Genomic DNA, 22,420 nt, shown 5'->3' with positions numbered 1-22,420 from the left:
GCCGCCGCGTCAGGCCAACTCCGGCGGACTTCACACCCTCACCCGAAAATAGTAGCCATGTACATAGTAGCTATGTACTCTATCGGTCATGAGTACGGCAGCAGCGGGCGCGACGCCCGGATTCCTGGTCTGGCGCCTGTCCATGAAGTGGCGGGTCGCGGTCGACCGCGCGGTGGCCCCGCTGGGGCTGACGCACGCTCAGTACGCCCTGGTGGCATCGCTGTACGGCATGCAGCGCGGCGGACTGCGCCCGAGCCAGCGGCGGCTCGCCGACCACACCGGACTCGAACCGCTCTACGTCTCCAAGCTCGCCCGCTCCCTGGAGTCCGCGGGCCTCCTGGAGCGCACCCGCGACCCGAAGGACCCGCGCGCGGTACAGCTGGCGCTCACCGAGAAGGGACGTGAGCAGACCCGGCAGGCGATCAAGGTCGTCCACGGGCTGCTTCAGCGGCTGCTGGCTCCGCTCGGCGGTCTGGACAGCGCGCGCGCCCAGGAGTTCACCCGGGACCTCGCCATCCTGCTCGACGCACCTCTCGACCCACTCGCCCTCGACGGTGATTCCGACACGTTCGACGAGTCCGACAAGGAGCAGCCATGACCACCACCACTCCCGCCACCACTCCCCTGCTCAACCCCCGCGTCATAGCCCTCGCCCACTACGCGAGCCGAGCGGTCCTGGAGCGTGTCCTGGCCGGGCACGGCATGACCTTCCAGCAGTCCGTCACCCTCCGGCCGGCCGCGATCGCCGAGGGGGCGGTCGAGCGGGACGGCCTCGTCGACGGCGTCGTCGACGCGTTGAAGATCGACCCGGCCGAGGCCCACTCCGTCGTCGACGAACTGATCACCGCCGACCTGCTCACCGCGCACGACTCTTCGCAGGTCCGGATCACGGACGCCGGGCGGGAGCTGTTCGACCGGACCTCCGCCGAGACCGCCCCGATCAGCGCCCGGGTCTACGCCGGCATCCCGGAGGAGGACCTGGCCGCCGCGGGCCGGGTCCTGACACTCATCGCGGAGCGGGCCAACGCCGAGCTGGCGGCGCTCAGCGACTAGCCTCCGCGCGCCCGCGCCGGTGCGCGATCTCGCCGAGCACGATGTCCACGGCGAGGAAGGCCAGCAGCGTGATCCCGAGCAGCGGGACGAAGTAGCCGACCACGGCCGCCGCCACCGCCAGCGGCACCAGGATCTGCGGCGGCACCTGCTGCCAGGCGCCGCGCGGCAGCGGCCGTCCGAAGGCGGAGCCCCGGCCGCGCTGCCACCACATGCGGTAGCCCCAGACGATCAGCAGGATCAGCGAGAGCGCGAGCAGCATCAGGGCGATCTGGCTGACCAGGCCGAACAGCACACCGGTGTGCAGATCGATGCCCCAGCGGGTGAGCTTGGCGAGCACCGGGTAGTCGGCGAACCGCAGTTCGTCGGTGACCTCGCCGGTGGCCGGGTCGACGGCCACGGAGTCCCCCTTGGTGGGCCAGCTGCGCTGGATCTGCTTCACCACGTACGTCGACTCCGCGTCCGCGGGCGGCACGATCTCGACCGGGTCGCCGAGCCCCTTCGCACGGGCCGCCGCGAGCACCTTGTCCAGACCGACGCCGTGCGCCGCGTCCCCGGCGGCGGCCGAGGCGCCGTGCCCGGAGTGGTCGCCGCCCGCGCTCGCCGAGATCGACGGGGTGGCGCCGCCGAGCGAGGTGCGCAGTTCGTCGATGTTGGCACCGGTGTACTGCGACCAGGTCAGTCCGGTCGCCGACAGGAAGAGGAACCCGGCGGCGGCCCAGGCGCCGACCGTGCCGTGCAGGCCGAGGGTGCGGCGGCGGCCGCTGGTGCCGCGCAGCTTGCGGCGGGCCCGGCGCCGGGAGAACCACAGCACCAGACCGCCGAGGGCGATCACCCACAGCCAGCTCGCGGCGAGTTCGCTGTAGAGCCGGCCGGTCTCGCCGAGCCGCAGATCGCGGTGGAACTCGTCGATCCAGGTGCGCAGGGGAAGGGCGCCGGTCGAGCCGTACTGTTCGAGCGAGCCGCGCACCTCGGCGGTGTACGGGTCGACGAAGACGGCGAGGGTGTACTCCTCGTTGACGCCCTCGACGCCGGAGAGCATCACCCTGGTGGTGGCGTCGTCCTCCGGCGAGGGCCGTACGGCGGCGACGGCACCCTCGGGGTGGGCCTTGCGGGCGGCGGCGACCTGATCGGAGATCGGCAGCTTCGCGTCGCCGACGGGGACGGTCAGTTCGTGCGCGTACACGACCTTCTCGGCCGGGAAGGACGCGGCGTACAGGAAGCCGGTCACTGCGGCGACGAGCAGGAACGGTGCGACAAGGACTCCGGCGTAGAAGTGCAGCCGCAGGACGAGCGGGCGCAGGGGTGCCCAGGTGCGGGGGCGGGCCGGCGCCGGGGCGGCGTCGGGCTGGGGAGCCTCGTCCGATGGGGCTCCCCCCGTTGGAGCGGAGCCGGAATCGGGGGAGGTCGAGGGAGCGGTGGACATCGGCGGGCCTCTTCGGGGGGTGGGGACGCTTGGTGTGCTGTAGCGGTCCAGTAGTCGGGGCGCGCGGCCTCCGAGTTCCCGACACCCAAAGTGGCCTGCGTCACATCGCCGCGTCGCATGACATCCTGACGCGATGGCATCACCCACTGATCACGCGCCCTTGGCCGAACTGGTCGAGCAACTCCTCGCCACGGACGGCCCGTTGCCGATCGTCGCGGCCGGCGACCCGGTGCTGCGGCGCGGAACCGAGCGCTACGACGGCCAGTTGGGCCCCGCGTTGCTGGCCCGCTTCATCGAGGCCCTGCGTCTCACCATGCACGCGGCGCCGGGCGTGGGCCTCGCGGCCCCGCAGGTCGGCGTCCCGCTGCGGATCGCGGTGATCGAGGATCCGGCACCGGTGCCGGAGGAGGTACGGCTGGCGCGCGGCCGGGTGCCCCAGCCGTTCCGGGTCCTGGTGAACCCGTCGTACGAACCGCTCGGCGCCGCCCGTGCCGCGTTCTTCGAGGGCTGTCTGAGTGTGCCGGGCTGGCAGGCGGTGGTGGCCAGGCCCACCGAGGTGCGAATGACGGGGCAGGACGAGAACGGCCGCACGCTGGACGAGGAGTTCACCGGCTGGCCGGCCCGGATCGTCCAGCACGAGACGGACCACCTGGAAGGCATGCTCTACCTCGACCGGGCCGAGCCGCGTTCCCTGTCCTCGAACCAGGCGATGACCGAGCGCTGGACACAGGCGACACCGGAGGAGGCCGCGGCCGCGCTCGGCTTCGATCTGCCGGGCTGATCCGGGCGCGGTGTCTCAGGGCCGCGGCGTGGGTTCGCTGGTGGGACGGACCGTCGCGTCGCTCGGGGTGCGGGACTCCTCGGGCCGCGGGGTCGGCGGTGTGTCCGGGCTCGGGGTCGGCGGTGCGGAAGGGCGCGGGGACGTCGCGGGCGGCGGGCTGCTCGCGGGTGGTGGGGCGAGCGGGGGCGTCGGTGAGGTGGGGGTTCCGGGTGCGGTCGGCTGGAGGGGCAGGGCGATGAGAACGGCGACGGCGGAGGCCAGACCGACGCCGACCGCAGTGCGGAGTGCTCGGCGGCGGGACGCGGTGCGCCGGATCGTCTCGTAGCGGCCGGGGGGCGGAGCGAGGTAGTCGGAGGCGGGCCGGAGAAGGACCGCGAGGGGGTCGTCGGGGTCGTGCCCGGGGCCGTCGTCAAAGCGTGTGGTCAAGGCTTCTCCTCAGGTGGGCGCGGAGCAGTTCGCGGGCCGTGTGGAGGTCGGCCTTGACGGTTCCTTCCTTGCGTCCGGTCAGCACGGACACCTCCCGGATCGGCATGTCGGCGTAATAGTGCAGGAGGATCGGGACGCGGAGTCGTTCCGGCAGCGACTGCACCAGCAGGCGCACCGACGGGTCGGCCTGTTCGGGGTGGGGGCGGATGGCGGCCTCGGACGTCACGCGCCACAGGGCTTTGCGCTCGCGCTCCAGTTTGCGCCAGTGGTCCCGGACGAGGTTGGCCGCGGTGACGTAGAGGAAGCCGCGGGGCTCGTCCACCTTCGTCCAGCGGGCCCAGAGCCGGGTGAACGCCTCCGAGGCGATCTCGTGGGCCGTCTCGTCGTCGTCGACGAGACGGCGGCACCAGCCGGCGAGACGCGGATAGAGGGCGGCGAACAGCTCGGACGCTGCCTTGTCGCGGGACCGTTTCAACGCTCTCCATGGTCGTGGGGCGGTCGGAGAAGAGGATGCCGGGCCGTCGGCGTGGGTTCCTCGGGCCCGGGATCCGTTCTGCGCGGGGGTCAGGGGGTCGTGGCGCTCAGCGCGGCGAAGACGATGACGTTGTCGCGGTACTCGTCACCGGCACGGGGACCGCCGCACGTGATGAGCCGCAACTCCGGGCGGTCCACGTCCCCGTAGACGTCGTCTGCCGGGAAGTCCGCCTTGGCGACCGTCCGCACGGTGCTGACGGTGAACACCGCCTCCGAGCCGTTCTCCAGACGCGCCTCGATCCGGTCGCCCCGGTGCAGGCGGGACAGGTGACGGAAGACGCCGTCCCCGTAGGCGCCGACCGTGACATGGCCGAGGATCACGGACGGACCGGTCTGACCCGGTGTCGGCGAGTGCTCGTACCAGCCCGCCCGGTCGTGTGCCGTGACCGGGGGCACCTGCACGCTGCCGTCCGGCGCCAGGCCCAGCCGGATGACCGGGGTGTCGACACCGATGGCCGGAATGCGCAGCGCGACCGGCTCCGAACGCCGCGGGGACGGGACCGACTTCGCGGAGCGCCGGTGCCGTCGCGAACCGCCGGAGGCCGCGGTCGTCTCCTCGCCACCACCCCCGCGACCGCCGCATCCGACGAGCAGCGAGGCCAGCGCCGTCGTCGTGAACGCGCGCCTGGAGAGCTGGGTCATGCCCCGGTCGCCCGCCGGCGCCGTACGACGTAGAAGGCCGCGCCGCCCGCGACGAGCACCGCGGCGGCGCCCCCTCCGATCACCGTGCCGTCGCTCCCGGACTCCGCTGCCACTCCGGTGTCGGGCGCGCCGCTCGGGACCACGGTGACCTGACCCGGCGCCGGCTCCCGGGTCGGCTCGTCCTCGGGGGCGGAGGGGGCGGGCGTCGGGTCCTCGGTCGGTTCGGCGCTCGGCGTCGGGGCGACCGTGGCGGTCGGGCTGGGCGACGACTCGTCCGCGACGGCGGGCGTGGTGCTCGCCAGTGCGGCGGCGCAGACAAGTGGAAGGGCGGTCAGGACAGTTCGGCGCATCGGTTCGCTCTCTCTTCCTCGGTCCGCCCCGTACCGGTGGTCAACAGCGGTACGGGGCGGACTGTTTGACGGATCGAGCGAAGAGACGAGGCGGCGGCAGGGCGGGTTGTAAAGAGCAGGCAAAGCCGCCCGAGGTGTTCAGTTGTCCCGGTACGTCTCCAGCAGCCTCAGCCACACCTCGCTGATCGTCGGGTACGACGGGACCGCGTGCCACAGGCGGCTGATGGGGACCTCGCCGGACACCGCGATCGTCGCGGAGTGGATGAGTTCGCCGACGCCGGGGCCGACGAAGGTGACGCCGAGGAGGATTTCGCGTTCCAGGTCGACGATCATGCGGGCGCGGCCGCGGTAGCCGTCGCCGTAGAGGGAGGCTCCGGAGACGTTGGCGAGGTCGTAGTCGACGGCGCGGACGCGGTGGCCGGCCTGTTCGGCCTCCGCCAGGGAGAGGCCGACGGCTGCCGCCTCGGGGTCGGTGAAGACGACCTGGGGGACGGCGGAGTGGTCGGCGGTGGCCGCGTGGGCGCCCCAGGGGTCCGTTTCCAGGAGGGGCACGCCCGAGGCCCGGGCCGCGATCGCGGCGCCCGCGATGCGGGCCTGGTACTTGCCCTGGTGGGTCAGGAGGGCGCGGTGGTTGACGTCGCCCACGGCGTAGAGCCAGTCACTGCCGGTGACCCGGAGGCTGTCGTCGACCGGGAGCCAGGAGCCGGGTTCCAGACCGATGGTGTCCAGGCCGATGTCGTCGGTGCGCGGGGCGCGGCCGGTGGCGAACAGGATCTCGTCGGCCTCGATGCGCTCGCCGCCGTCGGTGACGACCACGACGGTGCCGTCCTCCCGGGTCACGGACGCCACCGACGTGCCGGTGCGGACGTCGGCGCCCGCCTCGCCGAGCGCCTCGGCGACCAGCTCACCGGCGAACGGCTCCATGCGGTTGAGCAGGCCCTTGCCGCGGACGAGCAGGGTGACCTGTGAGCCGAGGGCCTGCCAGGCGCAGGCCATCTCCGTGGCGACCACTCCGCCGCCGACCACGATCAGGCGCCCGGGGGCCTCCTTGGCGCTGGTGGCCTCCCGGCTGGTCCAGGGCTTCACCTCGGCGAGCCCGGGCAGTTCGGGCAGGACGGCGCGGGTGCCGGTGGAGACGGCGACGGCGTGCCGGGCGGTCAGGACGCGCTCCGTGCCGTCGGCGCCGGCCACGGTGACCTCGCGGGGGCCGGTGATCCGGCCGTGGCCGCGGTGGACGTCCGCACCGATGCCCTCCAGCCAGCCGACCTGACCGTCGTCCTTCCAGTGGGAGGTGAACGCGTCCCGCCGGGCCGTGATCTTCGCCGTGTCGAGGGGGCCCTGCACCGCGGCGGCGAGGCCGGGCAGGCGGCGGGCGTCGGCCTGGGCGATGACCGGGCGCAGCAGGGCCTTGCTGGGCATGCACGCCCAGTACGAGCATTCACCGCCGACCAGTTCACTCTCCACGACCGCGGTGGACAGACCGGCCGCACGGGTGCGGTCGGCCACGTTCTCCCCCACGGGACCGGCTCCGAGTACTACGACGTCGTACGCGATGGATTCCGTTTCCGTCATGGGGTCAGTCTGGTGGGTGGTGTGCGCCGTGGCCACACGGGTACGTGCGCCGATGCGTGACTGTCCGCGCACGGAATACCTGCCCGTCCGGCCGTGTTGTGCCGACGGCTTCGCCCCGACACAGGAAGAGGGAACACGCCATGAGCAGCACCGTGGAGCTCACCAAGGACAACTTCGACCAGATGGTCACGGACAACGAGTTCGTCCTGATCGACTTCTGGGCGTCCTGGTGCGGTCCGTGCCGGCAGTTCGCCCCGGTCTACGAGAAGGCGGCGGAGGACAACCCGGACCTGGTCTTCGGCAAGGTGGACACCGAGGCGCAGCCGGAGCTGGCCGCGGCCTTCGGTATCCAGTCGATTCCGACGCTGATGATCGTGCGTGACCAGGTCGCCGTGTTCGCGCAGCCGGGCGCCCTGCCCGAGGCCGCCCTGACGGACGTCATCGGACAGGCCCGCAAGCTCGACATGGACGAGGTCCGCAAGGCCGTGGCCGCCCAGCAGGCGCAGGCCGAGCAGAACGGCGAGTAGGCACCCTCGAAATCCTTAGAAGGGGTACGGCGCCACGTCGCCGCGCACCGTCGTCCAGCGCACGTCGGTGAAGGCGTCCAGGTTGGCCTCGCCGCCGAAGCGGGCGCCGGTGCCGGAGGCCGCCGTACCGCCGAAGGGGGCGACCGCTTCGTCGTTCACGGTCTGGTCGTTGATGTGCACGATGCCGGTCGGGATGCGCTCCGCGAGGTCCAGGCCGCGGGCGGCGTCGCCGGTGACGATGCCGAGGGACAGGCCGTAGGCGCTGGCTGCGGCGAGGCCGGCGGCCTCGTCGAGGGTGCTGAAGGACCGTACGGGCGCCACGGGGCCGAACACCTCCTCCGCGTAGGCGGGGGTGTCGTCGGCGACGTCGGCCAGGACCGTGGGCCGGTAGAACAGCTGGTCGTGGGTGCCGCCCGCGGCCAGTTTGGCGCCCTGGGCGGCGCTGGCCTCGACCAGGCCGTGCACCTTGTTCAGCTGGCCGGCGTCGATGAGCGGGCCGAGGTGGACCTGGTCGCGGTGCGGATCGCCGACGGCGAGCGAGTCGGCCTTGGCGGCCAGCCGCTCCACGTACTCCGCGTACAGCGACCGGTGGACCAGGTGGCGGCCGGTCGTCATGCAGATCTGGCCCTGGTGGAAGAAGGATCCCCAGGCGGCGGTGGAGATCACCGCGTCGAGGTCGGCGTCCTCCAGCACGATCAGGGCGGAGTTGCCGCCCAGCTCCAGATGCGCGCGCTTGAGGTGGCGTCCGGCGGTCTCGCCGACAGCCCGGCCGGCGGCGGTGGAGCCGGTGAAGGAGATCACCGGCACCCGCGGGTCGGCCACCAGGGCGGCGCCGGTCTCCGCACCGCCGGGCAGGACGTGCAGCAGCCCCTCGGGCAGGCCCGCCTCGGCGAAGACCGCGGCGAGGGAGAGGCCGCCGCAGACCGCGGTGCGCGGGTCGGGCTTGAGGACGACGCCGTTGCCGAGGGCGAGCGCGGGGGCGACGGAGCGTATGGAGAGGATCAGCGGGGCGTTGAACGGGGCGATCACGCCCACCACGCCGACCGGGACGCGGCGGGTGTAGGACAGCCGGGGCGCCTCGCTGGGCAGGACCTGCCCGGCCGGGCGGGAGGCGAGGGCGGCGGCCTCGTAGCACTCCTGGGCGGCGACGTGCAGCTCGAAGTCGGCCTTGCCGGGGATGGAGCCGGACTCCCGCACCAGCCAGGCGCGCAGTTCGTCGGCGTGCGCGGTGAACAGGTCCCCGGCCCGGCGCAGGACCCCGGCGCGCACGAAGTGCGGCAGACGCGCCCACTCCGTCTGCGCCGCGCGGGCGGCCTCGGCGGCCGGGGCGACGTCCTCGGCGGCGGCCAGGGCGACCGTGCCGAGGGCCTCGCCGGTGGCGGGCTCGGTGACGGTGTGCTCGCCGCCCTTGAGGGGGCGGGGCTGCCAGGACGTGGGGTCGAGCAACGCCATGAGGGCTCTCCGTTCGGTCACCGCGGGACCCACTCGGGGAGCGGAAGTCCCGTGTAGTTCGCCGCCAGTTCGGCGGCCGCGTGGCGGGATGCGGTGATCCGGCGCAGACGTGCGAGCTGCATCCGCTGGTCGAACGCATCCCCGTCTGGTTGAGCGTGCAACATCTTAGTCATGTCATAAGAGAAACGGGTCGCCTGCCACACGCGGGAAAGACACAGTTCCGAGTATCTGTCGACCAGTTGTGTATCGCCTGTGGAACACCAGGCGGTGAGGGCGCGGCTGAGGATGCGGACGTCGGAAACGGCCAGGTTGAGGCCCTTGGCGCCGGTCGGCGGGACGATGTGGGCGGCGTCCCCGGCGAGCAGCAGGCGGCCGTGGCGCATGGGCTCGTGGACGTAACTGCGCATCGGGGTCACGGATCTTGAGGTCACCGGCCCGCGGGCGAGGGTCCAGTCGGCGTCGATCGCGAAGCGGGCGGCGAGCTCGTCCCAGATCCGGTCGTCGGGCCACTCCTCCAGTTCGGTGCCGACCGGCACCTGGAGGTAGAGCCGGGAGACGGACGGCGAGCGCATGCTGTGCAGGGCGAAGCCGCGCTCACCGCGCGCGTAGATCAACTCCTCGCAGGACGGCGGCACTTCGGCCAGGATCCCGAGCCAGGCATACGGGTGGTCGTGGGCGTAGGTGCGGCTCACGGCGGCCGGGATCGCCTCGCGCGCCACGCCGTGGAAGCCGTCGCAGCCGACCACCCAGTCGCAGCTCAGCGTCTCCTCCCGGCCCTCGCGCACGAACCGTACGACGGGCCGCTCGCTCTCGGCGTCCTCCACGGCCAGGGCCCGTGTCTCGAACAACAGCGGTGGCCCCTCGGCCAGTTGGAGGGCGACCAGGTCCTTCACGATCTCGGTCTGGGCGTAGATGGTGACGGTGCGGCCGCCGGTCAGGGTCGGGAAGTCGATACGGTGCCGTTCGCGTGCGAAGCGCAGCTCGATGCCGTGATGGACCAGACCCTCGGCGTTCAGCCGGTCGGCGGCCCCGGCCTCCCGCAGGGCGTTGACGGTGCCCTGCTCCAGCATCCCCGCCCGCTGGCGGTGCTCGACGTACTCACGGGTCCGGATCTCCAGGACCACACAGCCGACCCCCGCGCGGTGCAGCAGCCGGGCCAGCAGCAGCCCGGCCGGGCCGCCGCCGATGATGCCGACGGTCGTACGCATTGCGGTGCCTCCCGTGCGTCAGCTGGAGTCGCGGTGCACCACCGATGCTCCCAGGACCTTGTGCGTCTCGGGCACCGCAGCGGGGTCGCGCACCGCCCGGTCGACCAGTTCGGCCAGGTCACGGCCGGACGGCAGCTCGATATGGACCGTGCTCAGACGCGGTCTGAGGAGCCGCCCGAGCATCAGGTCGTCGGCGCCGATGACGGCCGTGTCCGCGGGGACGCCGAGACCCTCGTCCTGGAGGGCTCTCATCAGCAGCATCGCGTATTCGTCGTTGTAGGCGAACACGGCGTCCAGGCCCCGCTCACGCCATCCGGCGGCGAGCCGGGCGGCGGCCTCCTCCTCGTAGGCGAGGGGCAGCTCCGTCACGGTGGCGTCGGTGCCGGCCAGGGCCCGGCGCACACCGTCGAGCCGGGGCCCGGAGAAGACCTCCAGGCCGCCCTCCGCGGGCACGACGACGCCGATCCGGCGCCTGCCGCGCTCGTAGAGATGGCGTGCCGCACTGAAACCGACCGCCGAATGGTCCATCTGGAGGGCATGGGCGCCCTCGACGCACTCGGGGCCGACGGTGACCACGGCCCGGGCGCCGGAGCGCTTGAGCACCGTCACCCCCTGGGGGCCGAGTCCGGAGCCGGGCACCAGGACGGCGACCGGGCGCAGCTCGGCCCAGGCGCGGGCGGCCTCGTCGCCGTGCAGGCCGACGCTGCCGTACTGGACGACCGTGTAGTCGAGGCGGCCGAGGGCCGACTGGAGGTCGCTGATGAACTGGCTGTAGAGGGGGCCGACGGGGACGGCGGGGGCGGGCATCAGGACCATACGGCTGTGTCCGGCGCGCAGGGAGCGGGCCGCCGCGTGCGGGACGTACCCCAGCTCCTTGGCGGCCTCGTGCACCCGGCGCCGGGTGGGTTCACTGATCCGTACGGCGCTGGTGTTGTTGAGCACGTAGGAGACGGTCGCGCGCGAGACTCCGGCCAGGCGGGCCACATCGGCGCTCGTGGGCACGGAACGCGGTGTATTCGGTATCTGCACCATGACGCACCGCATCCTTGCAGAAGCTGTGAACGGCCGTCCGGGCGGGGCCGTCCGGCCTAACAGGGCGGCACGGAACGGGTGATGCGGTCGACCAGGTCCAGCCAGCCCGCCTCGACGCGGTCGGCCGGCATACCGCAGATCACGGTGCGGTAGTGGATCGTCGCGGGGTCGAGATACGCCATCAGCGTCAGCGCGAGCAGTTCGCAGTCGGCGTCGGGGACTATCTCGCGCAGCAGGATCAGGACATGGCCGCGCAGGAAGCGGCGGGGCGCGTTGGAGTAGCGGCGCTCCGGGCCGGGGTCGGCGGCGAGCTGGAGCTCCAGTTCGTCGGCGGACCGGCGCAGCAGCGCCACGCCGAACTCCTTCAGCCGGTCCAGGGGCGGCGCGCCGGGCCCCAGGGGTGCGGGGCCGGTGATGACCGCGGCCTGGAAGTTCTTCTCGGAGTGGTCGAGCAGGGCCGTGAGCAGGCCGGTGCGGTCGCCGAAGCGGCGGAAGACCGTGCCCTTGCCGACCTGGGCCGCCGCGGCCACCGCCTCCATGGTCACCCCGGCCGCGCCGTGCTGTGCCACCAGCCGGGCCGCGGCCTCCAGCAGCCGGGCCCGGTTGCGGGCGGCGTCGGCGCGCAGGCAGGGCTCCTCGTCCGGCGAGCCGAGCTGGAGCAGCGTGGGCTCGTCGACGGGCTCCTGGGGCAGCGGGAAGGGGGGCAGGGACGCGGACATGAAGCCAGCGTAAAGCATCGGGAATGAAACTGGACCGCGGTCCGCTTAAGGTGCTAGAAACGAAACGGACCCCGGTCCGCTTGCTCTCCCCGCCCCTTGTTTCGCGTCTGGAGTTCCCATGTCTGTTCGCATCCTCGCGCTCGTCGGCAGCCTCCGTACCGGCTCGCACAACCGCCAGCTCGCCGAGGCGGCCGTGAAGCTGGCACCCGAGGGCGCCGAGGTCGAGCTCTTCGAGGGCCTGGCCGAGATCCCCTTCTACAACGAGGACATCGACGTCGAGGGCAGCGTCCCGGCGCCCGCCGCCAGGCTGCGTGCGGCCGCGCAGTCCTCGGACGCCTTCCTGCTGTTCTCTCCCGAGTACAACGGCACGATTCCGGCCGTGCTGAAGAACGCCATCGACTGGCTGTCGCGGCCGTACGGCGCCGGCGCCTTCGGCGGCAAGCCGGTCGCCGTGGTCGGTACCGCGTTCGGGCAGTACGGCGGTGTGTGGGCGCAGGACGAGGCCCGCAAGGCCGTGGGCATCGCGGGCGGCAAGGTGCTGGAGGACATCAAGCTCTCCATCCCCGGCTCCGTGACCCGTTTCGCCGAGACCCACCCGGCCGACGACACCGAGGTCGCGGCCCAGCTGACGGAGGTCATCGCGCGCGTGCACGGCCACGCGGACGCGGCGGCCGCCGCGTAGGCGGACACCTGGGGCGGGGCGGGAACCGACCGACGGTTCCCGCCCCGCTCCGGCATGTCAGGGGGGTCAGTCCAGCTCGGCCAGCCGCTGCACCGCCGGGGCCGCGAAGTCCTCGATGAACGCCGCCGCCTCCCCGGTGCTCGGGGCGAGGATCACCGTGTCGATGCCGAGCTTGGTGTAGCCGGTGATGTCGCGGGTGAAGGTGTCGAGGTCGCCCTCGTTCACGGCGTCCCCGACGTAGAGGACCGTCCGGCGGATCGCGGCCTCGTCCCGGCCCTCGGTGTCGCAGTGGCGGCGCAGCACGTCGAGCTTGTGGGCGATCTCCTCCGGGCTGGACGCGAACAGATTGCACGCGTCGGCGTGCCGGGCGACCAGACGGAGGGTCTTCTTCTCTCCCCCGCCGCCGATCATGATCTCCGGGTGGGGGCTGCTGACCGGCGCCGGGACGCACAGGGTCTCGGCGAGCCGGTAGTGGCGGCCCTCGAAGGGCCCGTTGTCGGCCGGGTCCCACATCTGGCGGCAGATCCGCAGGGTCTCGTCGAGGCGCTCGAAGCGCTCGGCGACGGGCGGGAACTCCACGCCCAGGCCCCGGTGTTCGCGGTCGTACCAGGCCGCTCCGATCCCCAGGGTGGCCCGGCCCGCGGAGAGCACGTCGAGCGTGGTGGCGATCTTGGCGAGCAGTCCGGGATGGCGGTAGGTCACTCCGGTGACCAGCGCGCCGAGCCGGACCGTGGAGGTGTGGCCGGCGAGGAAGCCGAGGGTCGTGTAGGCCTCCAGCATGGGCGCCTCGGCGCCGCCGTTGGTCTCCATCTGGAAGTAGTGGTCCATCACCGACAGCCAGCCCAGCCCGGCCGCCTCGGCGGCGCGTCCCGCCGCGGCGAGCTCGGCACCCAGCGCGGGGCCGCCCCCGGGGTGCTCGAACCGGTTGATGTGCACGCCGACCCGCATGTCCGTCTCCGCTCGCCCCGACCGTCATCGACGCGGATGACGCTAGTTCTTCGAGCGCCCTCCAAGTCAAGCGACAACTCCGGTACGCCATCCGACCGTTGAAATGCGTTCAAACAGGGGACCGATTCCGGTCATCTCTGCCAGGGTGGGCGGATGCAGACCCTTTACCGCAGACTGCTCCAGCTGATGCCCCGTTTCGGCGTACGGGTGACGGACCTGGCCCCGGGGACCGCGCTGGTCTCCCGGCGCGGCCGGTACACGGTGAAACCCGCGGGCAAGGACGCCTGGCTCGTCTCACGCGACCGCGCGTCCGGGGGCTGGACCAGCGTCCCGCTGGGCGAGAGCGGGGCTCGGCTGGTTCTCGGCGAGACGTCGGCGGCGGACGAGCGCAAGCTCCAGATGGCCGCGGCCGAGTACCTGGGCACCCAGCACGTCGGCGCCATGCTCGACCTGTACGGCGTCAACTGCGTCCTGGACGTCGGCGCCAACCGCGGCCAGTACGCCAAGCGGCTGCGCAAGCACGGCTACCGGGGCCGGATCGTCTCCTTCGAGCCCACCGAGGACGCCTTCGCCAAGCTGAGCGAGGCGGCCGCGCGCGATCCGAAGTGGCAGGTGCACCACTGCGGACTGGGCCGCGAGGACACCACGGCCGAGATCCATGTCGGCTGGAACACCATGAACTCCCTGCTCCCGGCGAGCGATTACGGCCGCGACCGCTACAAGCGCTTCCACACCACCCGCACCGAGGAGATCCGCGTCCGGCGCCTGGACGCCGTACTCGACGAGGCCCTCGACGGCATCGAGGACCCCCGCCCCTTCCTGAAGATGGACACCCAGGGCTACGACCTGGAGGTGTTCGCCGGGGCCGGGGAGCGGATCGCCGACTTCGTGGGCCTTCAGTCGGAGGTCGCCGTGCTGCGGCTGTACGAGGGCAGCCCGCCGATGAGCGAGGCGGTGGCCGCGTACGAGGACGGCGGCTTCGAGATCACCGGCATGTACCCGGTGACCAGGGAGGCGGCGACCGGGCGGGTGGTGGAGTTCGACATCGTGATGATGCGTCCCAAGGCCGTTCAGTAGCGGCCCTTCGATACCGCGCTCGTCAGGGATGGTCAACTGATGGTTCTCGACGTCGAGTGAGTGAGCGTCACCATGCATGAGTGAGTGTCGTTGTTGGAGTGTGAATCTGACGGAGTGGGCGAAGGCGCAGGGCGTGCATCCGCAGACCGCGTATCGCTGGTTCCGTGAGGGGACGCTTCCGGTACCGGCTGAGCGGGTCGGGCCGCGCACGATCCTGGTGAACATCGACGCTGCCGCGGCGCCGGAGGCGGTCGGTGGTCTGGGCCTGTACGCCCGTGTCTCCTGCCATGACCAGAAGGCTGATCTGGAGCGTCAGGTTGCCCGGTTGTCGCAGTGGGCGGTCAAGGCCGGTCACCGCGTCGTGCGGGTGGAGGCGGAGATCGCCTCGGGAGTGAACGGTGCCCGGCCGAAGGCGAAGCGGTTGCTGGCCGACCCGCCGTGACCACGGTCGTGGTCGAGCACAAGGACCGTCTCGGCCGGATGAACGTCGAACTCGTCGAGGCCGTCCTGTTCGCGACCGGGCGTCGCCTGGTGGTGCTGGATGACGGTGAGGTCGAAGACGACCTGGTGCAGGACATCGTGGATGTGCTGACGTCGTTCTGTGCCCGCCTGTACGGCCGGGGATCGGCGAAGTTCCGCGCCAGGAAGGCGCTGGAGACTGCCGGGCATGGCTGAGAAGAAGCCGCTCAGGCAGATTGCCCGGCCGTTTGTCGCCGACGGCCCGTCCGGTGTCAGCATCCGGGACCGGCTCAAGGGCTTCACTGTGCAGGATGAGCAGGTCTTGCGGGCCGTGGGCGCTCACATGGGTCGGCTGGCTTCCGCGGATCTGGCCCGCCGCTGCCGTGACGGCCTGGACCATTCCACCGATACGTGGGCTGAGCGGAAGCGGGAGCTGACGGCCGCCTCGTCATCGCGGTGGGCGGGTTCGGTCACCTCCCACACCCACGACCAGTGGGGCCTGTCCCGCCGCGCCCAACACGCTCACCTGCAATCGCTGGACGCCGGCATCGCGACGGTGCGGCACCGGCTGTCGCTGCCGATCGGGGAGAGGGGCTGCAGGGGGAAGCCAGGCGGCTACCGCTCCAGGGGCGAGTGGTTCGCCAAGACCCGCCGCCTGGCAGTCCTCGAAGACCGCTACGAGCAGGTACGCGCCGAGCGTGAAGCCGGGCGCGTCTGCGTCGTACGCGGCGGCAGGCGACTCCTCAACACCCGCCACAACCTGGACGCGGCCCAGCTGACCGAGACCGCCTGGCGTCAGCAGTGGGAGGCCACCCGCTGGTTCCTGACCGCTGACGGCGAGTCCGGCAAACGGCAGGGCAACGAGACGATCCGCGTCACCCCCGACGGCGAGATCAGCATCAAACTTCCGGCGCCGCTTGCTGATCTGGCCAACGCGAAGCGCGGCCGGTACGTCCTCGCCGCGAAGGTGTCGTTCCCGCACCGTGGCGAGGAGTGGCGCGACCGGATCGAAGAGAACCGGGCCGTGGCCTACCGCATCCACCTCGACGTGACCCGTGACCGCTGGTACCTCGACGCCAGTTGGACCCGCAAAGACCTTCCCGTGATCCCGCTGGACGCCCTGCGCCCCGACGGTGTGATCGGTGTCGACACGAACGCGGACCATCTGGCCGCGTGGCTGCTCGACGAGCACGGCAACCCGACCGGCAGCCCCCGCCGCCTCGACTACGACCTCAGCGGCACCGCCGACCACCGGGACGCGCAGGTCCGCCACGCTCTCACCCGGCTTCTGCACTGGGCCAGGACGACGGGCGTGCAGGCCATCGCCATCGAAGACCTCGACTTCACCGACTCCACAACCCGCGAGATGCACGGCCCGAGGAAGAAGTTCCGGCAGCTCATCTCCGGCATCCCCACCGGCCGCCTCCGCGCCCGCCTGCTGTCGATGTGCGCGGAGGCCGGTATCAGCGTGATCGCCGTCGATCCCGCCTACACCTCGATGTGGGGCGCACAGCACTGGCAGAAACCGCTGACCAGCAAAAACCGTAAGACTTCCCGACACGCCGCCGCCTCGGTGGCGATCGGGAGGCGCGCCCTCGGACACGCGATCCGGCGACGGACGACACCGCCCCCTGCACACCAGAGTGATGTGCAGGGGCATCGGACCGCCCAGGCCCGACCACGTGACCGCAGGCGTGAGGAAACCCGCCCCCGCATTCCCGGACCACGGACACGATCCGTGCAGCCGGACGCGGAGCGAACGCGGGCGACCAGGACATCCAAAACCGTTCGGGATGTCCGCAGTGACCAGGGCTGGGTCCAAGACTCACTCCTGCTCACTGATCAGGAACGGTAGAGGCCGGCCCGGAAGGTGAACGAGACGAGCTGCGCCCGATCGCGTGCGCCGACCTTCGTCATGGCCCGCACCGCGTGCGTCTTCACGGTGAACGGGGAAACGGACATCTGGGCCGCGATCTCGTCGTTGCCGAGACCGCTCGCGACGAGGACGACCACGTCCCGCTCCCTGGGTGTCAGCGCGTCGAAGCGGCGCAGCAGTTCCTGGTCGATCACCGGGGGCGGGCTGTCGGTCATATGACCGATCAGCGCGGCCGTCGCGGCGGCCGACAGCGCGCCGCCACCGCCGACGACCTCGGTGATTCCGGCGACGAGTTCAGCGGGGCTCACGGTCTTGCTGAGGAAGCCGTTGGCGCCCGCGCGCAGGGCGGCTAGCACGATGTCGTCCTGGTCGAAGGTGGTCAGCACGATCACCCGCAGCTTTTCCGGCGGGTGCTCCTTGCGGATCCGGCGGGTGGCTTCGACACCGTCGATGCCGGGCATCCGGATGTCCATCAGGACCAGGTCGACGGGGTGCTCCCGGAGGAAGGGGGCCACCTGGAGTCCGTCGGAGAGATCGCCCACGACGACGAGACCCGGGTCGAGCCGGAGCATCGCCCGGATCCCGGCCCTGATCTCGGCCTGGTCGTCGACGATCAGAATCCGCGTCGTCATACGGCCGCTCCCAGGGGGCTGAACTCCGCGTGGACCCGGAATCGCCCCTCGTCACTGTCGATCGTCAGCCGCCCGCTGGAGGACTCGACGCGTTCGCGCATCCCCACCAGTCCGAGCCCGCCGCCGGAAGCCTGCGCTGAACGGCCGACGCGGTTCTCGACGGTGACGCAGATTCTGCCGTCGCGCTCGCACACCTCCACCGTCGCCGCCCCTTCGCCGTGCCGGTAGGCATTCGTGAGTGCTTCCTGGACGACCCGGTAGACGGTCACGCCGACGCTTGGCTCCACGAAACCGGTGGGGAGGTCGATGGAGGGCCGGACTTCGAGACCGATGCTCTCGAAGGAGGCGACCAGACCTGCCAGGCCGCTGAGCGCCGGGGTCGGCCGGAGCGTCTCGTCGTCGGTTCGGGTGTCCCCGAGGCGGAGGAGCGCGAGGATCCGTTGCGTCTCCACGACGACGGTGCGGGCGCTGGACCGGGCGGAGACGAGGGCCTGCCGGGCGGGCTCGGCGTCCTCGGGCAGCCCGATCTCCGCGGCACCGAGATGCATGCTCAGCATCGCGACCTGGTGGCCGATGACGTCGTGGAGGTCCCGGGCGATGCGCAGCCGTTCCTCGGTCACCCGTCGGGTGGCTTCGATCTCGCGGGTGGCGATGGCACTCTCGGCCCGCTCCTCCAGGGTCAGCCAGTGCTCTCGGTGGATGCGCAGCGCGGCGCCGGTCGCGCCTCCCGCCACGGCGGAGAAGAGGGCGGCGGCTCCCACGACCGCGCCGCCACGGAATCCTCCCACCGTCATGAACGCCCCCAGGAGGAACGCCGCCACGATGCCGATCCCGGCCAGCGGCTGCTTCCCCCTGAGGGTGACCGAGAACAGCACCAGCACGGCCATCATCCACACCGACAGGGGGTCGTGGCCCACGGCTGTGACGGCGAAGGACGCCGCGCTCGCCACGACCAGGCCCGTCCACGGCCGCCACCAGGAGAGGGCGACACCGCCACCGGCGAGGAGCACGGAGAGGGCCGTCGGCCAGTCCGACCCGCGCACGACCACCGCCACGATCTGCCCGGTGAACACCAGCGCGGCCAGCGCGTACGCGACGAGATGCAGCACCTCGGGGCGGCGGACCCACAGGGGTGCCACGGGACCGTCGTGATGGTTGTGCGCCTTGCCCATGGCCCGATTCTCATCCACCTGGGCCGCGGCCGTGTACTTCGAATGATGTAGACGCAAATGAAGGGCGGATCTACTTCGCTCGAAGTACGCGGCCCCTCCCGAAGCCGCTGAGACTCCTCATCGAGGCGACCGTCTCACACCGCCACGATCACCGAACGGGACTCCCGATGACTCGGACCACCACCGCGCCTTCGCGTACGACCACACCCTCGACGACGTCCTCCGGGCTCCGCTCGCTCTATCTGATCCGAGTCGCCTTCTCGCTGATCTGGGTGGCACTCGTCCTCGCGACCTCCGCCTCGCTCGTGTCGACGGACGAGCCCACCGCGATCGCGGCCGCGCTGCTCGTCGTCTACCCCCTGTGGGACGCCATCGCCACGCTCCTCGAACAGCGCCTGGCCGGCACCGGCTCCCTGGACCGCGTCGGCGCCACCAACGTGGTGCTCGGCCTCGCCGCCACCGCCGGGATGATCGCCGCCGCCTTCGCCACCGTCGCGACGGCCCTGCTGGTGTTCGGCGTCTGGGCCCTCCTCTCCGGAGCGATCCAGCTCGTCGTGGCGGTCCGCCGCCGACGCACCGTCGGCGCCCAGTGGCCCATGGTCATCAGCGGCAGCCTCTCCGTCCTCGCCGGTGCCTCCTTCGCCGCCATGTCCGCCTCGGACACAAGCGGCCTGTCCGCCCTCGTCGGATACTCCGCCTTCGGTGCCTTCTGGTTCCTGGTCTCGGTCATCGCCCTGAGCGTCCGCGACCGACGCGCGTCCCGGTGATCTCCGGCCTGCGCAAGGGCGCGGGGCGCCCTACGCCCGGGCCCCCAGGTCGCCGTCCGCGCGGGACGCGCGGAAGGTGCGCCGGTAGGCGTCCGGGGGCACGCCCAGGGTGCGGTTGAAGTGGCGGCGCAGGGTCGTGGCGGTGCCCATGCCGGTGGCTGTCGCGATGGCGTCGACGCTGTCGTCGGAGGTCTCCAGCAGTTCCTGGGCGCGGCGGATGCGCTGGTTGAGCAGCCATTGCAGCGGGGTGGTGCCGGTCGCGGCGCGGAAGTGCCGGCCCAGGGTGCGTGAGCTGGTCCGGGCCCGGCGGGCCAGGTCCTCCACGGTCAGCGGCTCGTCGAGGCGTTCCATCACCCAGGGCAGCAGGTCGGCCAGCGGGTGGTCGTCGCGCTCGGGCACCGGTGTGCTGACGAACTGGGCCTGGCCACCGGCCCGGTGCGGCGGCACGACGAGCCGGCGGGCGACGGTGTTGGCGACGGAGGACCCGCGGTCCAGACGGACCAGGTGCAGGCACAGGTCCAGCGCGGCGGCCTTCCCCGCCGAGGTGAGCACGGTGCCGTTGTCGACGTAGAGCACGTCCGGGTCGACCTCCACCCGGGGATGGCGGGCGGCGAGGGCGTCGGTGTGCGCCCAGTGCGTGGTGGCGCGCAGGCCGTCCAGCAGGCCCGCGGCGGCCAGCACGAACGCGCCCGTGCACAGGGACGCCACGCGGCTGCCCGCCTCGTGCGCCGCGCGCACCGCGTCGACCAGGTCGGCGGGCGGATCGACGTCGATGTCCGCCCAGCCGGGGACGATCACGGTGTCGGCCCGCGCGAGCCGGTCGAGCCCGTGATCGGGCTCCAGCAGGAAGCGTCCGACCCGCACCGGGCCGGGCCCGCACACGCTCATGTCGTACCAGGGCCCGGGGATGGCGTCGGGGGCGGATCCGAACACCTCCTGGGCCACGGAGAGTTCGAAGTGCAGCATGCCGTCGGTGAGGGCGAACGCCACGGAATCCATGTCCGGAATTGTATGGGCAGTGTCGTTCCAGACACTCACGCGGGGGCCGACTTTCCGGCCAGGATTACCTCATCGGAACGGACGACAGCGGGGAGTGGTCATGGGACCGGGTCAGAAGGTCGCGGTGTTCGGCGCGTACGGGCACACCGGGCGGTTCGTGGTGGCGGAGCTGCTGGACCGGGGATTCGTGCCGGTGCTGTCCGGCCGTGACCCCGAGAAGCTGCGGGCGTCGGCCGCGCCGGGTCTGGAGCTGCGTCCGGCGTCGGTGGACGACGCGGCCGCACTGGACCGCGCGCTGGCCGGCACGGCGGCCGTGATCAACGCGGCGGGTCCGTTCGCGACGACCGCGGGGCCGGTGATCGAGGCCGCCCTGCGCGCCGGGATCCCTTATGTCGACGTGGCGGCCGAGATCGAGGCCAACGACGACACCTTCACCCACTTCGACGAGCGCGCCCGTGCCGCGGGAGCCCTGGTCGTACCCGCGATGGCCTTCTACGGCGGACTCGGCGACCTCCTGGTCACGGCCGCGATGGGCGACTGGACGAGCGCCGACGAGGTGCATGTCGCGTACGGGCTGAGCGGCTGGCACCCCACCGCCGGGACGCGGATCGCGGGCGATGTGTCCCGGGAGCGGCGCGGCGGCAAGCGGGTCCGGTACGCCAAGGGGCAGCTGGAGTACCACGACGACGCGCAGTCGATCGTGGAATGGCCCTTCCCGGAGCCGCTGGGCTCGCGGTCGGTGTACGCGGAGTTCACGATGGCCGACGTGGTCACCGTGCCCAGCCATCTGACGGTTCCCGAGGTACGGACGTACATGACGACCGAGGCCGCCGCGGACCTCTTCGCCGCGGACACCCCGGCCCCGACCGCGTCCGACGAACAGGGCCGGTCCGACCAGACCTTCCTGGTCGACGTCGTCATCCGCTCCGCGGGCCGGGAACGGCGTGCGGTGGCGCGCGGCCAGGACATCTACGCGGTGACCGCGCCCCTCGCGGTGGAGGCGGTACGCCGCATCCTCACGGGGCAGACGACGGCGGTGGGCGTCGCGTCGGCCGGTGCGGCCTTCGACGCACCCGACTTCCTCAAGGCCCTGTCGGCACACGTCTCGGTCGACCTGCCCCGCTAGCCAGGAGCCCCCGGCCTCACTCAGGGCTGAAGGTCAACACCTGTGACCAGGGGCTCCATCGGTAGCCGGCGCCGGAGTAGGTGACGCGCATGCGTGCCGAGACACCCCATTCGACGTTGTCACCGGGGTATCTCTGCGACCACACACGGCCGTTCACGCGTCTGCTCTGGGGAGACGCGTGGATGCTGCCGGACTGGGCGGGCAGCCACCGCGACCAGTTCCCGTTCCGCAAGGTGCGGTACTGGATCTGATAGCGCACGGAGACGGCATCCACGAAGTTGCCGTTCACGTACCCGTGCACATCGACGGTGACGATGTTGTTGCCGTCGAGATCGTTGTCGACGCACGCGGCACCCCGCGCCTTGCCGATGCCTTTCGGGCTCCCGCACGCCGGGACGTCCGCATGCGCCACGGGCACCGGACCGGCCAGCACGGCCGCGGCTAGCGAGACGACGGCACCCATGTGTCCGAGCTTCCTCAAAGCTCCGCTCCCATCGTTGAGGACCGGGCCACATGCCTACCCGGCCCTCACCGGAAACGCCGCAGGCCGGGACCGTTTCACGCGATGGAGCGACGACAGGCCCTAGGGCCGGAACTCGTGCACGACCTCGATGGTGCCGACGATGTGGGTGTTGAACTCGTCGAGGTCCTCGGCGGGGACCCACAGCTCCAGGATCGTCCTGCCGCCCGCCTGCTGGACGGGGTAGCGGCTGAGGAAGTCGGTCTCGACCTCGAAGCGGGTCACGAAGCCGGCGCCGCTGTGCTTGACGTTCCAGTCGCGGGCGATCTTCACCGCGTACTCCTCGTTGAGGACCGGGTAGAAGATCGGCTGCTCCGGCAGTCGCGGCGGCCAGGCGCGCCACTCCAGCTCACGGACCAGGGCCAGCTCCTCGGGTCCGGTGGGGCGCCAGAGGGTCGTCGTCGCGGGCGGGCGGCTGGTCATCGGGGTTCGCATTCCGTGCG

At 71.9% G+C, this 22,420-nt stretch carries 25 protein-coding genes and 1 pseudogene; 10 read left to right on the top strand and 16 right to left on the bottom strand.

The window, feature by feature from the left end; genetic code table 11:
* Positions 1-88 precede the first annotated feature (88 nt).
* The gene (locus STRCI_RS36255; protein WP_269663225.1) at positions 89-598 is read left to right on the top strand and encodes a MarR family winged helix-turn-helix transcriptional regulator; all 510 of its coding nucleotides are present in this window, start codon (positions 89-91) and stop codon (positions 596-598) included.
* Entirely contained in the window at positions 595-1,053 is a 459-nt protein-coding gene (locus STRCI_RS36250) for a MarR family transcriptional regulator (protein WP_269663224.1), read from the top strand. The genes STRCI_RS36255 and STRCI_RS36250 overlap by 4 nt, the downstream gene beginning before the upstream one ends.
* On the opposite strand, the gene STRCI_RS36245 is transcribed toward STRCI_RS36250, so the two are convergent.
* The gene (locus STRCI_RS36245; protein ID WP_269663222.1) at positions 1,043-2,476 is read right to left on the bottom strand and encodes a PepSY-associated TM helix domain-containing protein; all 1,434 of its coding nucleotides are present in this window, start codon (positions 2,474-2,476) and stop codon (positions 1,043-1,045) included. The two genes, STRCI_RS36250 and STRCI_RS36245, sit on opposite strands and share 11 nt — an antisense overlap.
* Positions 2,477-2,609: 133 nt before the next feature.
* On the opposite strand from STRCI_RS36245, the gene STRCI_RS36240 reads away from it, so the two are divergent.
* A complete protein-coding gene (locus STRCI_RS36240; protein ID WP_269663221.1) occupies positions 2,610-3,257 on the top strand; it encodes a peptide deformylase in 648 nt (215 codons plus the stop codon).
* A 15-nt stretch (positions 3,258-3,272) separates the two neighbouring features.
* Here STRCI_RS36240 and STRCI_RS36235 read toward each other — a convergent pair whose 3' ends face one another.
* The 5 genes from STRCI_RS36235 to STRCI_RS36215 form a co-directional block, all read right to left on the bottom strand.
* Positions 3,273-3,683, bottom strand: a complete 411-nt coding sequence (locus STRCI_RS36235) for a hypothetical protein (protein ID WP_269663220.1) — start codon at positions 3,681-3,683, stop codon at positions 3,273-3,275.
* Positions 3,667-4,158, bottom strand: a complete 492-nt coding sequence (locus STRCI_RS36230) for an RNA polymerase sigma factor (RefSeq protein WP_269663219.1) — start codon at positions 4,156-4,158, stop codon at positions 3,667-3,669. Before STRCI_RS36230 ends, STRCI_RS36235 begins: the two co-directional genes overlap by 17 nt.
* Positions 4,159-4,247: 89 nt before the next feature.
* Positions 4,248-4,859 carry a class F sortase gene (locus tag STRCI_RS36225; RefSeq protein ID WP_269663218.1) on the bottom strand — a complete coding sequence of 204 codons (612 nt, stop codon included), beginning with the start codon at positions 4,857-4,859 and terminating at the stop codon, positions 4,248-4,250.
* A complete protein-coding gene (locus STRCI_RS36220; protein WP_269663217.1) occupies positions 4,856-5,209 on the bottom strand; it encodes a Tat pathway signal sequence domain protein in 354 nt (117 codons plus the stop codon). The genes STRCI_RS36225 and STRCI_RS36220 overlap by 4 nt, the downstream gene beginning before the upstream one ends.
* Positions 5,210-5,347: 138 nt before the next feature.
* The gene (locus STRCI_RS36215) at positions 5,348-6,781 is read right to left on the bottom strand and encodes a dihydrolipoyl dehydrogenase family protein (protein WP_269663216.1); all 1,434 of its coding nucleotides are present in this window, start codon (positions 6,779-6,781) and stop codon (positions 5,348-5,350) included.
* 140 nt (positions 6,782-6,921) lie between these two features.
* Between STRCI_RS36215 and trxA the strand changes: the two genes are divergently transcribed.
* On the top strand, positions 6,922-7,308 hold the full coding sequence (trxA, locus tag STRCI_RS36210) for a thioredoxin (RefSeq protein ID WP_269663215.1): 387 nt from the start codon (positions 6,922-6,924) through the stop codon (positions 7,306-7,308).
* Positions 7,309-7,323: 15 nt separating this feature from the next.
* Here the strand turns inward: trxA and STRCI_RS36205 are convergent, their stop codons facing one another.
* From STRCI_RS36205 to STRCI_RS36190, 4 genes are read right to left on the bottom strand one after another with little or no spacing between them, the layout of a single operon-like run.
* Positions 7,324-8,760 carry an aldehyde dehydrogenase family protein gene (locus STRCI_RS36205; protein WP_269663214.1) on the bottom strand — a complete coding sequence of 479 codons (1,437 nt, stop codon included), beginning with the start codon at positions 8,758-8,760 and terminating at the stop codon, positions 7,324-7,326.
* A 17-nt stretch (positions 8,761-8,777) separates the two neighbouring features.
* The gene (locus STRCI_RS36200; RefSeq protein WP_269663213.1) at positions 8,778-9,968 is read right to left on the bottom strand and encodes a 4-hydroxybenzoate 3-monooxygenase; all 1,191 of its coding nucleotides are present in this window, start codon (positions 9,966-9,968) and stop codon (positions 8,778-8,780) included.
* Between the two features lie 18 nt (positions 9,969-9,986).
* Positions 9,987-11,000, bottom strand: coding sequence for a LacI family DNA-binding transcriptional regulator (locus STRCI_RS36195; RefSeq protein WP_269663212.1), 1,014 nt, complete (start codon positions 10,998-11,000; stop codon positions 9,987-9,989).
* Positions 11,001-11,056: 56 nt separating this feature from the next.
* A complete protein-coding gene (locus STRCI_RS36190) occupies positions 11,057-11,737 on the bottom strand; it encodes a TetR/AcrR family transcriptional regulator (RefSeq protein WP_269663211.1) in 681 nt (226 codons plus the stop codon).
* Positions 11,738-11,837: 100 nt separating this feature from the next.
* Between STRCI_RS36190 and STRCI_RS36185 the strand changes: the two genes are divergently transcribed.
* Positions 11,838-12,401: an NAD(P)H-dependent oxidoreductase gene (locus STRCI_RS36185; protein WP_269663210.1), complete on the top strand. Its 564-nt coding sequence runs from the start codon at positions 11,838-11,840 to the stop codon at positions 12,399-12,401.
* 66 nt (positions 12,402-12,467) lie between these two features.
* On the opposite strand, the gene STRCI_RS36180 is transcribed toward STRCI_RS36185, so the two are convergent.
* A complete protein-coding gene (locus tag STRCI_RS36180; RefSeq protein ID WP_269663209.1) occupies positions 12,468-13,349 on the bottom strand; it encodes an LLM class F420-dependent oxidoreductase in 882 nt (293 codons plus the stop codon).
* Positions 13,350-13,502: 153 nt separating this feature from the next.
* On the opposite strand from STRCI_RS36180, the gene STRCI_RS36175 reads away from it, so the two are divergent.
* The 3 genes and pseudogenes from STRCI_RS36175 (at position 13,503) to STRCI_RS36165 (ending at position 16,740) form a co-directional block, all read left to right on the top strand.
* Positions 13,503-14,426, top strand: a complete 924-nt coding sequence (locus STRCI_RS36175) for an FkbM family methyltransferase (protein ID WP_269663208.1) — start codon at positions 13,503-13,505, stop codon at positions 14,424-14,426.
* A 100-nt stretch (positions 14,427-14,526) separates the two neighbouring features.
* A pseudogene (locus STRCI_RS36170) lies at positions 14,527-15,101 on the top strand (IS607 family transposase).
* Positions 15,094-16,740, top strand: a complete 1,647-nt coding sequence (locus STRCI_RS36165; RefSeq protein ID WP_269663207.1) for an IS200/IS605 family accessory protein TnpB-related protein — start codon at positions 15,094-15,096, stop codon at positions 16,738-16,740. The pseudogene STRCI_RS36170 and the gene STRCI_RS36165 overlap by 8 nt, the downstream one beginning before the upstream one ends.
* Here STRCI_RS36165 and STRCI_RS36160 read toward each other — a convergent pair.
* A complete protein-coding gene (locus STRCI_RS36160; RefSeq protein ID WP_269663206.1) occupies positions 16,728-17,393 on the bottom strand; it encodes a response regulator transcription factor in 666 nt (221 codons plus the stop codon). The two genes, STRCI_RS36165 and STRCI_RS36160, sit on opposite strands and share 13 nt — an antisense overlap.
* The gene (locus STRCI_RS36155; RefSeq protein WP_269663205.1) at positions 17,390-18,565 is read right to left on the bottom strand and encodes a sensor histidine kinase; all 1,176 of its coding nucleotides are present in this window, start codon (positions 18,563-18,565) and stop codon (positions 17,390-17,392) included. The genes STRCI_RS36160 and STRCI_RS36155 overlap by 4 nt, the downstream gene beginning before the upstream one ends.
* A 167-nt stretch (positions 18,566-18,732) precedes the next feature.
* On the opposite strand from STRCI_RS36155, the gene STRCI_RS36150 reads away from it, so the two are divergent.
* Positions 18,733-19,332 carry a DUF308 domain-containing protein gene (locus STRCI_RS36150; protein ID WP_269663204.1) on the top strand — a complete coding sequence of 200 codons (600 nt, stop codon included), beginning with the start codon at positions 18,733-18,735 and terminating at the stop codon, positions 19,330-19,332.
* Between the two features lie 30 nt (positions 19,333-19,362).
* Here STRCI_RS36150 and STRCI_RS36145 read toward each other — a convergent pair whose 3' ends face one another.
* Entirely contained in the window at positions 19,363-20,331 is a 969-nt protein-coding gene (locus tag STRCI_RS36145) for a helix-turn-helix domain-containing protein (protein WP_269663203.1), read from the bottom strand.
* A gap of 100 nt (positions 20,332-20,431) precedes the next feature.
* On the opposite strand from STRCI_RS36145, the gene STRCI_RS36140 reads away from it, so the two are divergent.
* Positions 20,432-21,457: an NAD(P)H-binding protein gene (locus tag STRCI_RS36140; RefSeq protein ID WP_269663202.1), complete on the top strand. Its 1,026-nt coding sequence runs from the start codon at positions 20,432-20,434 to the stop codon at positions 21,455-21,457.
* 16 nt (positions 21,458-21,473) lie between these two features.
* Here STRCI_RS36140 and STRCI_RS36135 read toward each other — a convergent pair whose 3' ends face one another.
* On the bottom strand, positions 21,474-21,920 hold the full coding sequence (locus tag STRCI_RS36135; RefSeq protein ID WP_269663201.1) for a hypothetical protein: 447 nt from the start codon (positions 21,918-21,920) through the stop codon (positions 21,474-21,476).
* Between the two features lie 120 nt (positions 21,921-22,040).
* The gene (locus STRCI_RS36130; RefSeq protein WP_269663200.1) at positions 22,041-22,400 is read right to left on the bottom strand and encodes a hypothetical protein; all 360 of its coding nucleotides are present in this window, start codon (positions 22,398-22,400) and stop codon (positions 22,041-22,043) included.
* Positions 22,401-22,420 lie beyond the last annotated feature (20 nt).

Origin of the sequence: Streptomyces cinnabarinus (genome assembly GCF_027270315.1) — a bacterium.
GTDB classification, from domain to species: Bacteria; Actinomycetota; Actinomycetes; order Streptomycetales; family Streptomycetaceae; genus Streptomyces; species Streptomyces cinnabarinus.
The sequence above is the reverse complement of the archived record's forward strand: the minus strand, read 5'-3'. Positions and strand labels throughout refer to the sequence as shown.

Coding starts and splice junctions, on each gene's coding strand:
- STRCI_RS36255 (WP_269663225.1), top strand. CDS start 89: ATGAGTACGGCAGCAGCGGGCGCGACGCCCGGATTCCTGGTCTGGCGC.
- STRCI_RS36250 (WP_269663224.1), top strand. CDS start 595: ATGACCACCACCACTCCCGCCACCACTCCCCTGCTCAACCCCCGCGTC.
- STRCI_RS36245 (WP_269663222.1), bottom strand. CDS start 2,476: ATGTCCACCGCTCCCTCGACCTCCCCCGATTCCGGCTCCGCTCCAACG.
- STRCI_RS36240 (WP_269663221.1), top strand. CDS start 2,610: ATGGCATCACCCACTGATCACGCGCCCTTGGCCGAACTGGTCGAGCAA.
- STRCI_RS36225 (WP_269663218.1), bottom strand. CDS start 4,859: ATGACCCAGCTCTCCAGGCGCGCGTTCACGACGACGGCGCTGGCCTCG.
- STRCI_RS36220 (WP_269663217.1), bottom strand. CDS start 5,209: ATGCGCCGAACTGTCCTGACCGCCCTTCCACTTGTCTGCGCCGCCGCA.
- STRCI_RS36215 (WP_269663216.1), bottom strand. CDS start 6,781: ATGACGGAAACGGAATCCATCGCGTACGACGTCGTAGTACTCGGAGCC.
- trxA (WP_269663215.1), top strand. CDS start 6,922: ATGAGCAGCACCGTGGAGCTCACCAAGGACAACTTCGACCAGATGGTC.
- STRCI_RS36205 (WP_269663214.1), bottom strand. CDS start 8,760: ATGGCGTTGCTCGACCCCACGTCCTGGCAGCCCCGCCCCCTCAAGGGC.
- STRCI_RS36200 (WP_269663213.1), bottom strand. CDS start 9,968: ATGCGTACGACCGTCGGCATCATCGGCGGCGGCCCGGCCGGGCTGCTG.
- STRCI_RS36195 (WP_269663212.1), bottom strand. CDS start 11,000: ATGGTGCAGATACCGAATACACCGCGTTCCGTGCCCACGAGCGCCGAT.
- STRCI_RS36190 (WP_269663211.1), bottom strand. CDS start 11,737: ATGCTTTACGCTGGCTTCATGTCCGCGTCCCTGCCCCCCTTCCCGCTG.
- STRCI_RS36185 (WP_269663210.1), top strand. CDS start 11,838: ATGTCTGTTCGCATCCTCGCGCTCGTCGGCAGCCTCCGTACCGGCTCG.
- STRCI_RS36180 (WP_269663209.1), bottom strand. CDS start 13,349: ATGCGGGTCGGCGTGCACATCAACCGGTTCGAGCACCCCGGGGGCGGC.
- STRCI_RS36175 (WP_269663208.1), top strand. CDS start 13,503: ATGCAGACCCTTTACCGCAGACTGCTCCAGCTGATGCCCCGTTTCGGC.
- STRCI_RS36165 (WP_269663207.1), top strand. CDS start 15,094: ATGGCTGAGAAGAAGCCGCTCAGGCAGATTGCCCGGCCGTTTGTCGCC.
- STRCI_RS36160 (WP_269663206.1), bottom strand. CDS start 17,393: ATGACGACGCGGATTCTGATCGTCGACGACCAGGCCGAGATCAGGGCC.
- STRCI_RS36155 (WP_269663205.1), bottom strand. CDS start 18,565: ATGGGCAAGGCGCACAACCATCACGACGGTCCCGTGGCACCCCTGTGG.
- STRCI_RS36150 (WP_269663204.1), top strand. CDS start 18,733: ATGACTCGGACCACCACCGCGCCTTCGCGTACGACCACACCCTCGACG.
- STRCI_RS36145 (WP_269663203.1), bottom strand. CDS start 20,331: ATGGATTCCGTGGCGTTCGCCCTCACCGACGGCATGCTGCACTTCGAA.
- STRCI_RS36140 (WP_269663202.1), top strand. CDS start 20,432: ATGGGACCGGGTCAGAAGGTCGCGGTGTTCGGCGCGTACGGGCACACC.
- STRCI_RS36135 (WP_269663201.1), bottom strand. CDS start 21,920: ATGGGTGCCGTCGTCTCGCTAGCCGCGGCCGTGCTGGCCGGTCCGGTG.
- STRCI_RS36130 (WP_269663200.1), bottom strand. CDS start 22,400: ATGACCAGCCGCCCGCCCGCGACGACGACCCTCTGGCGCCCCACCGGA.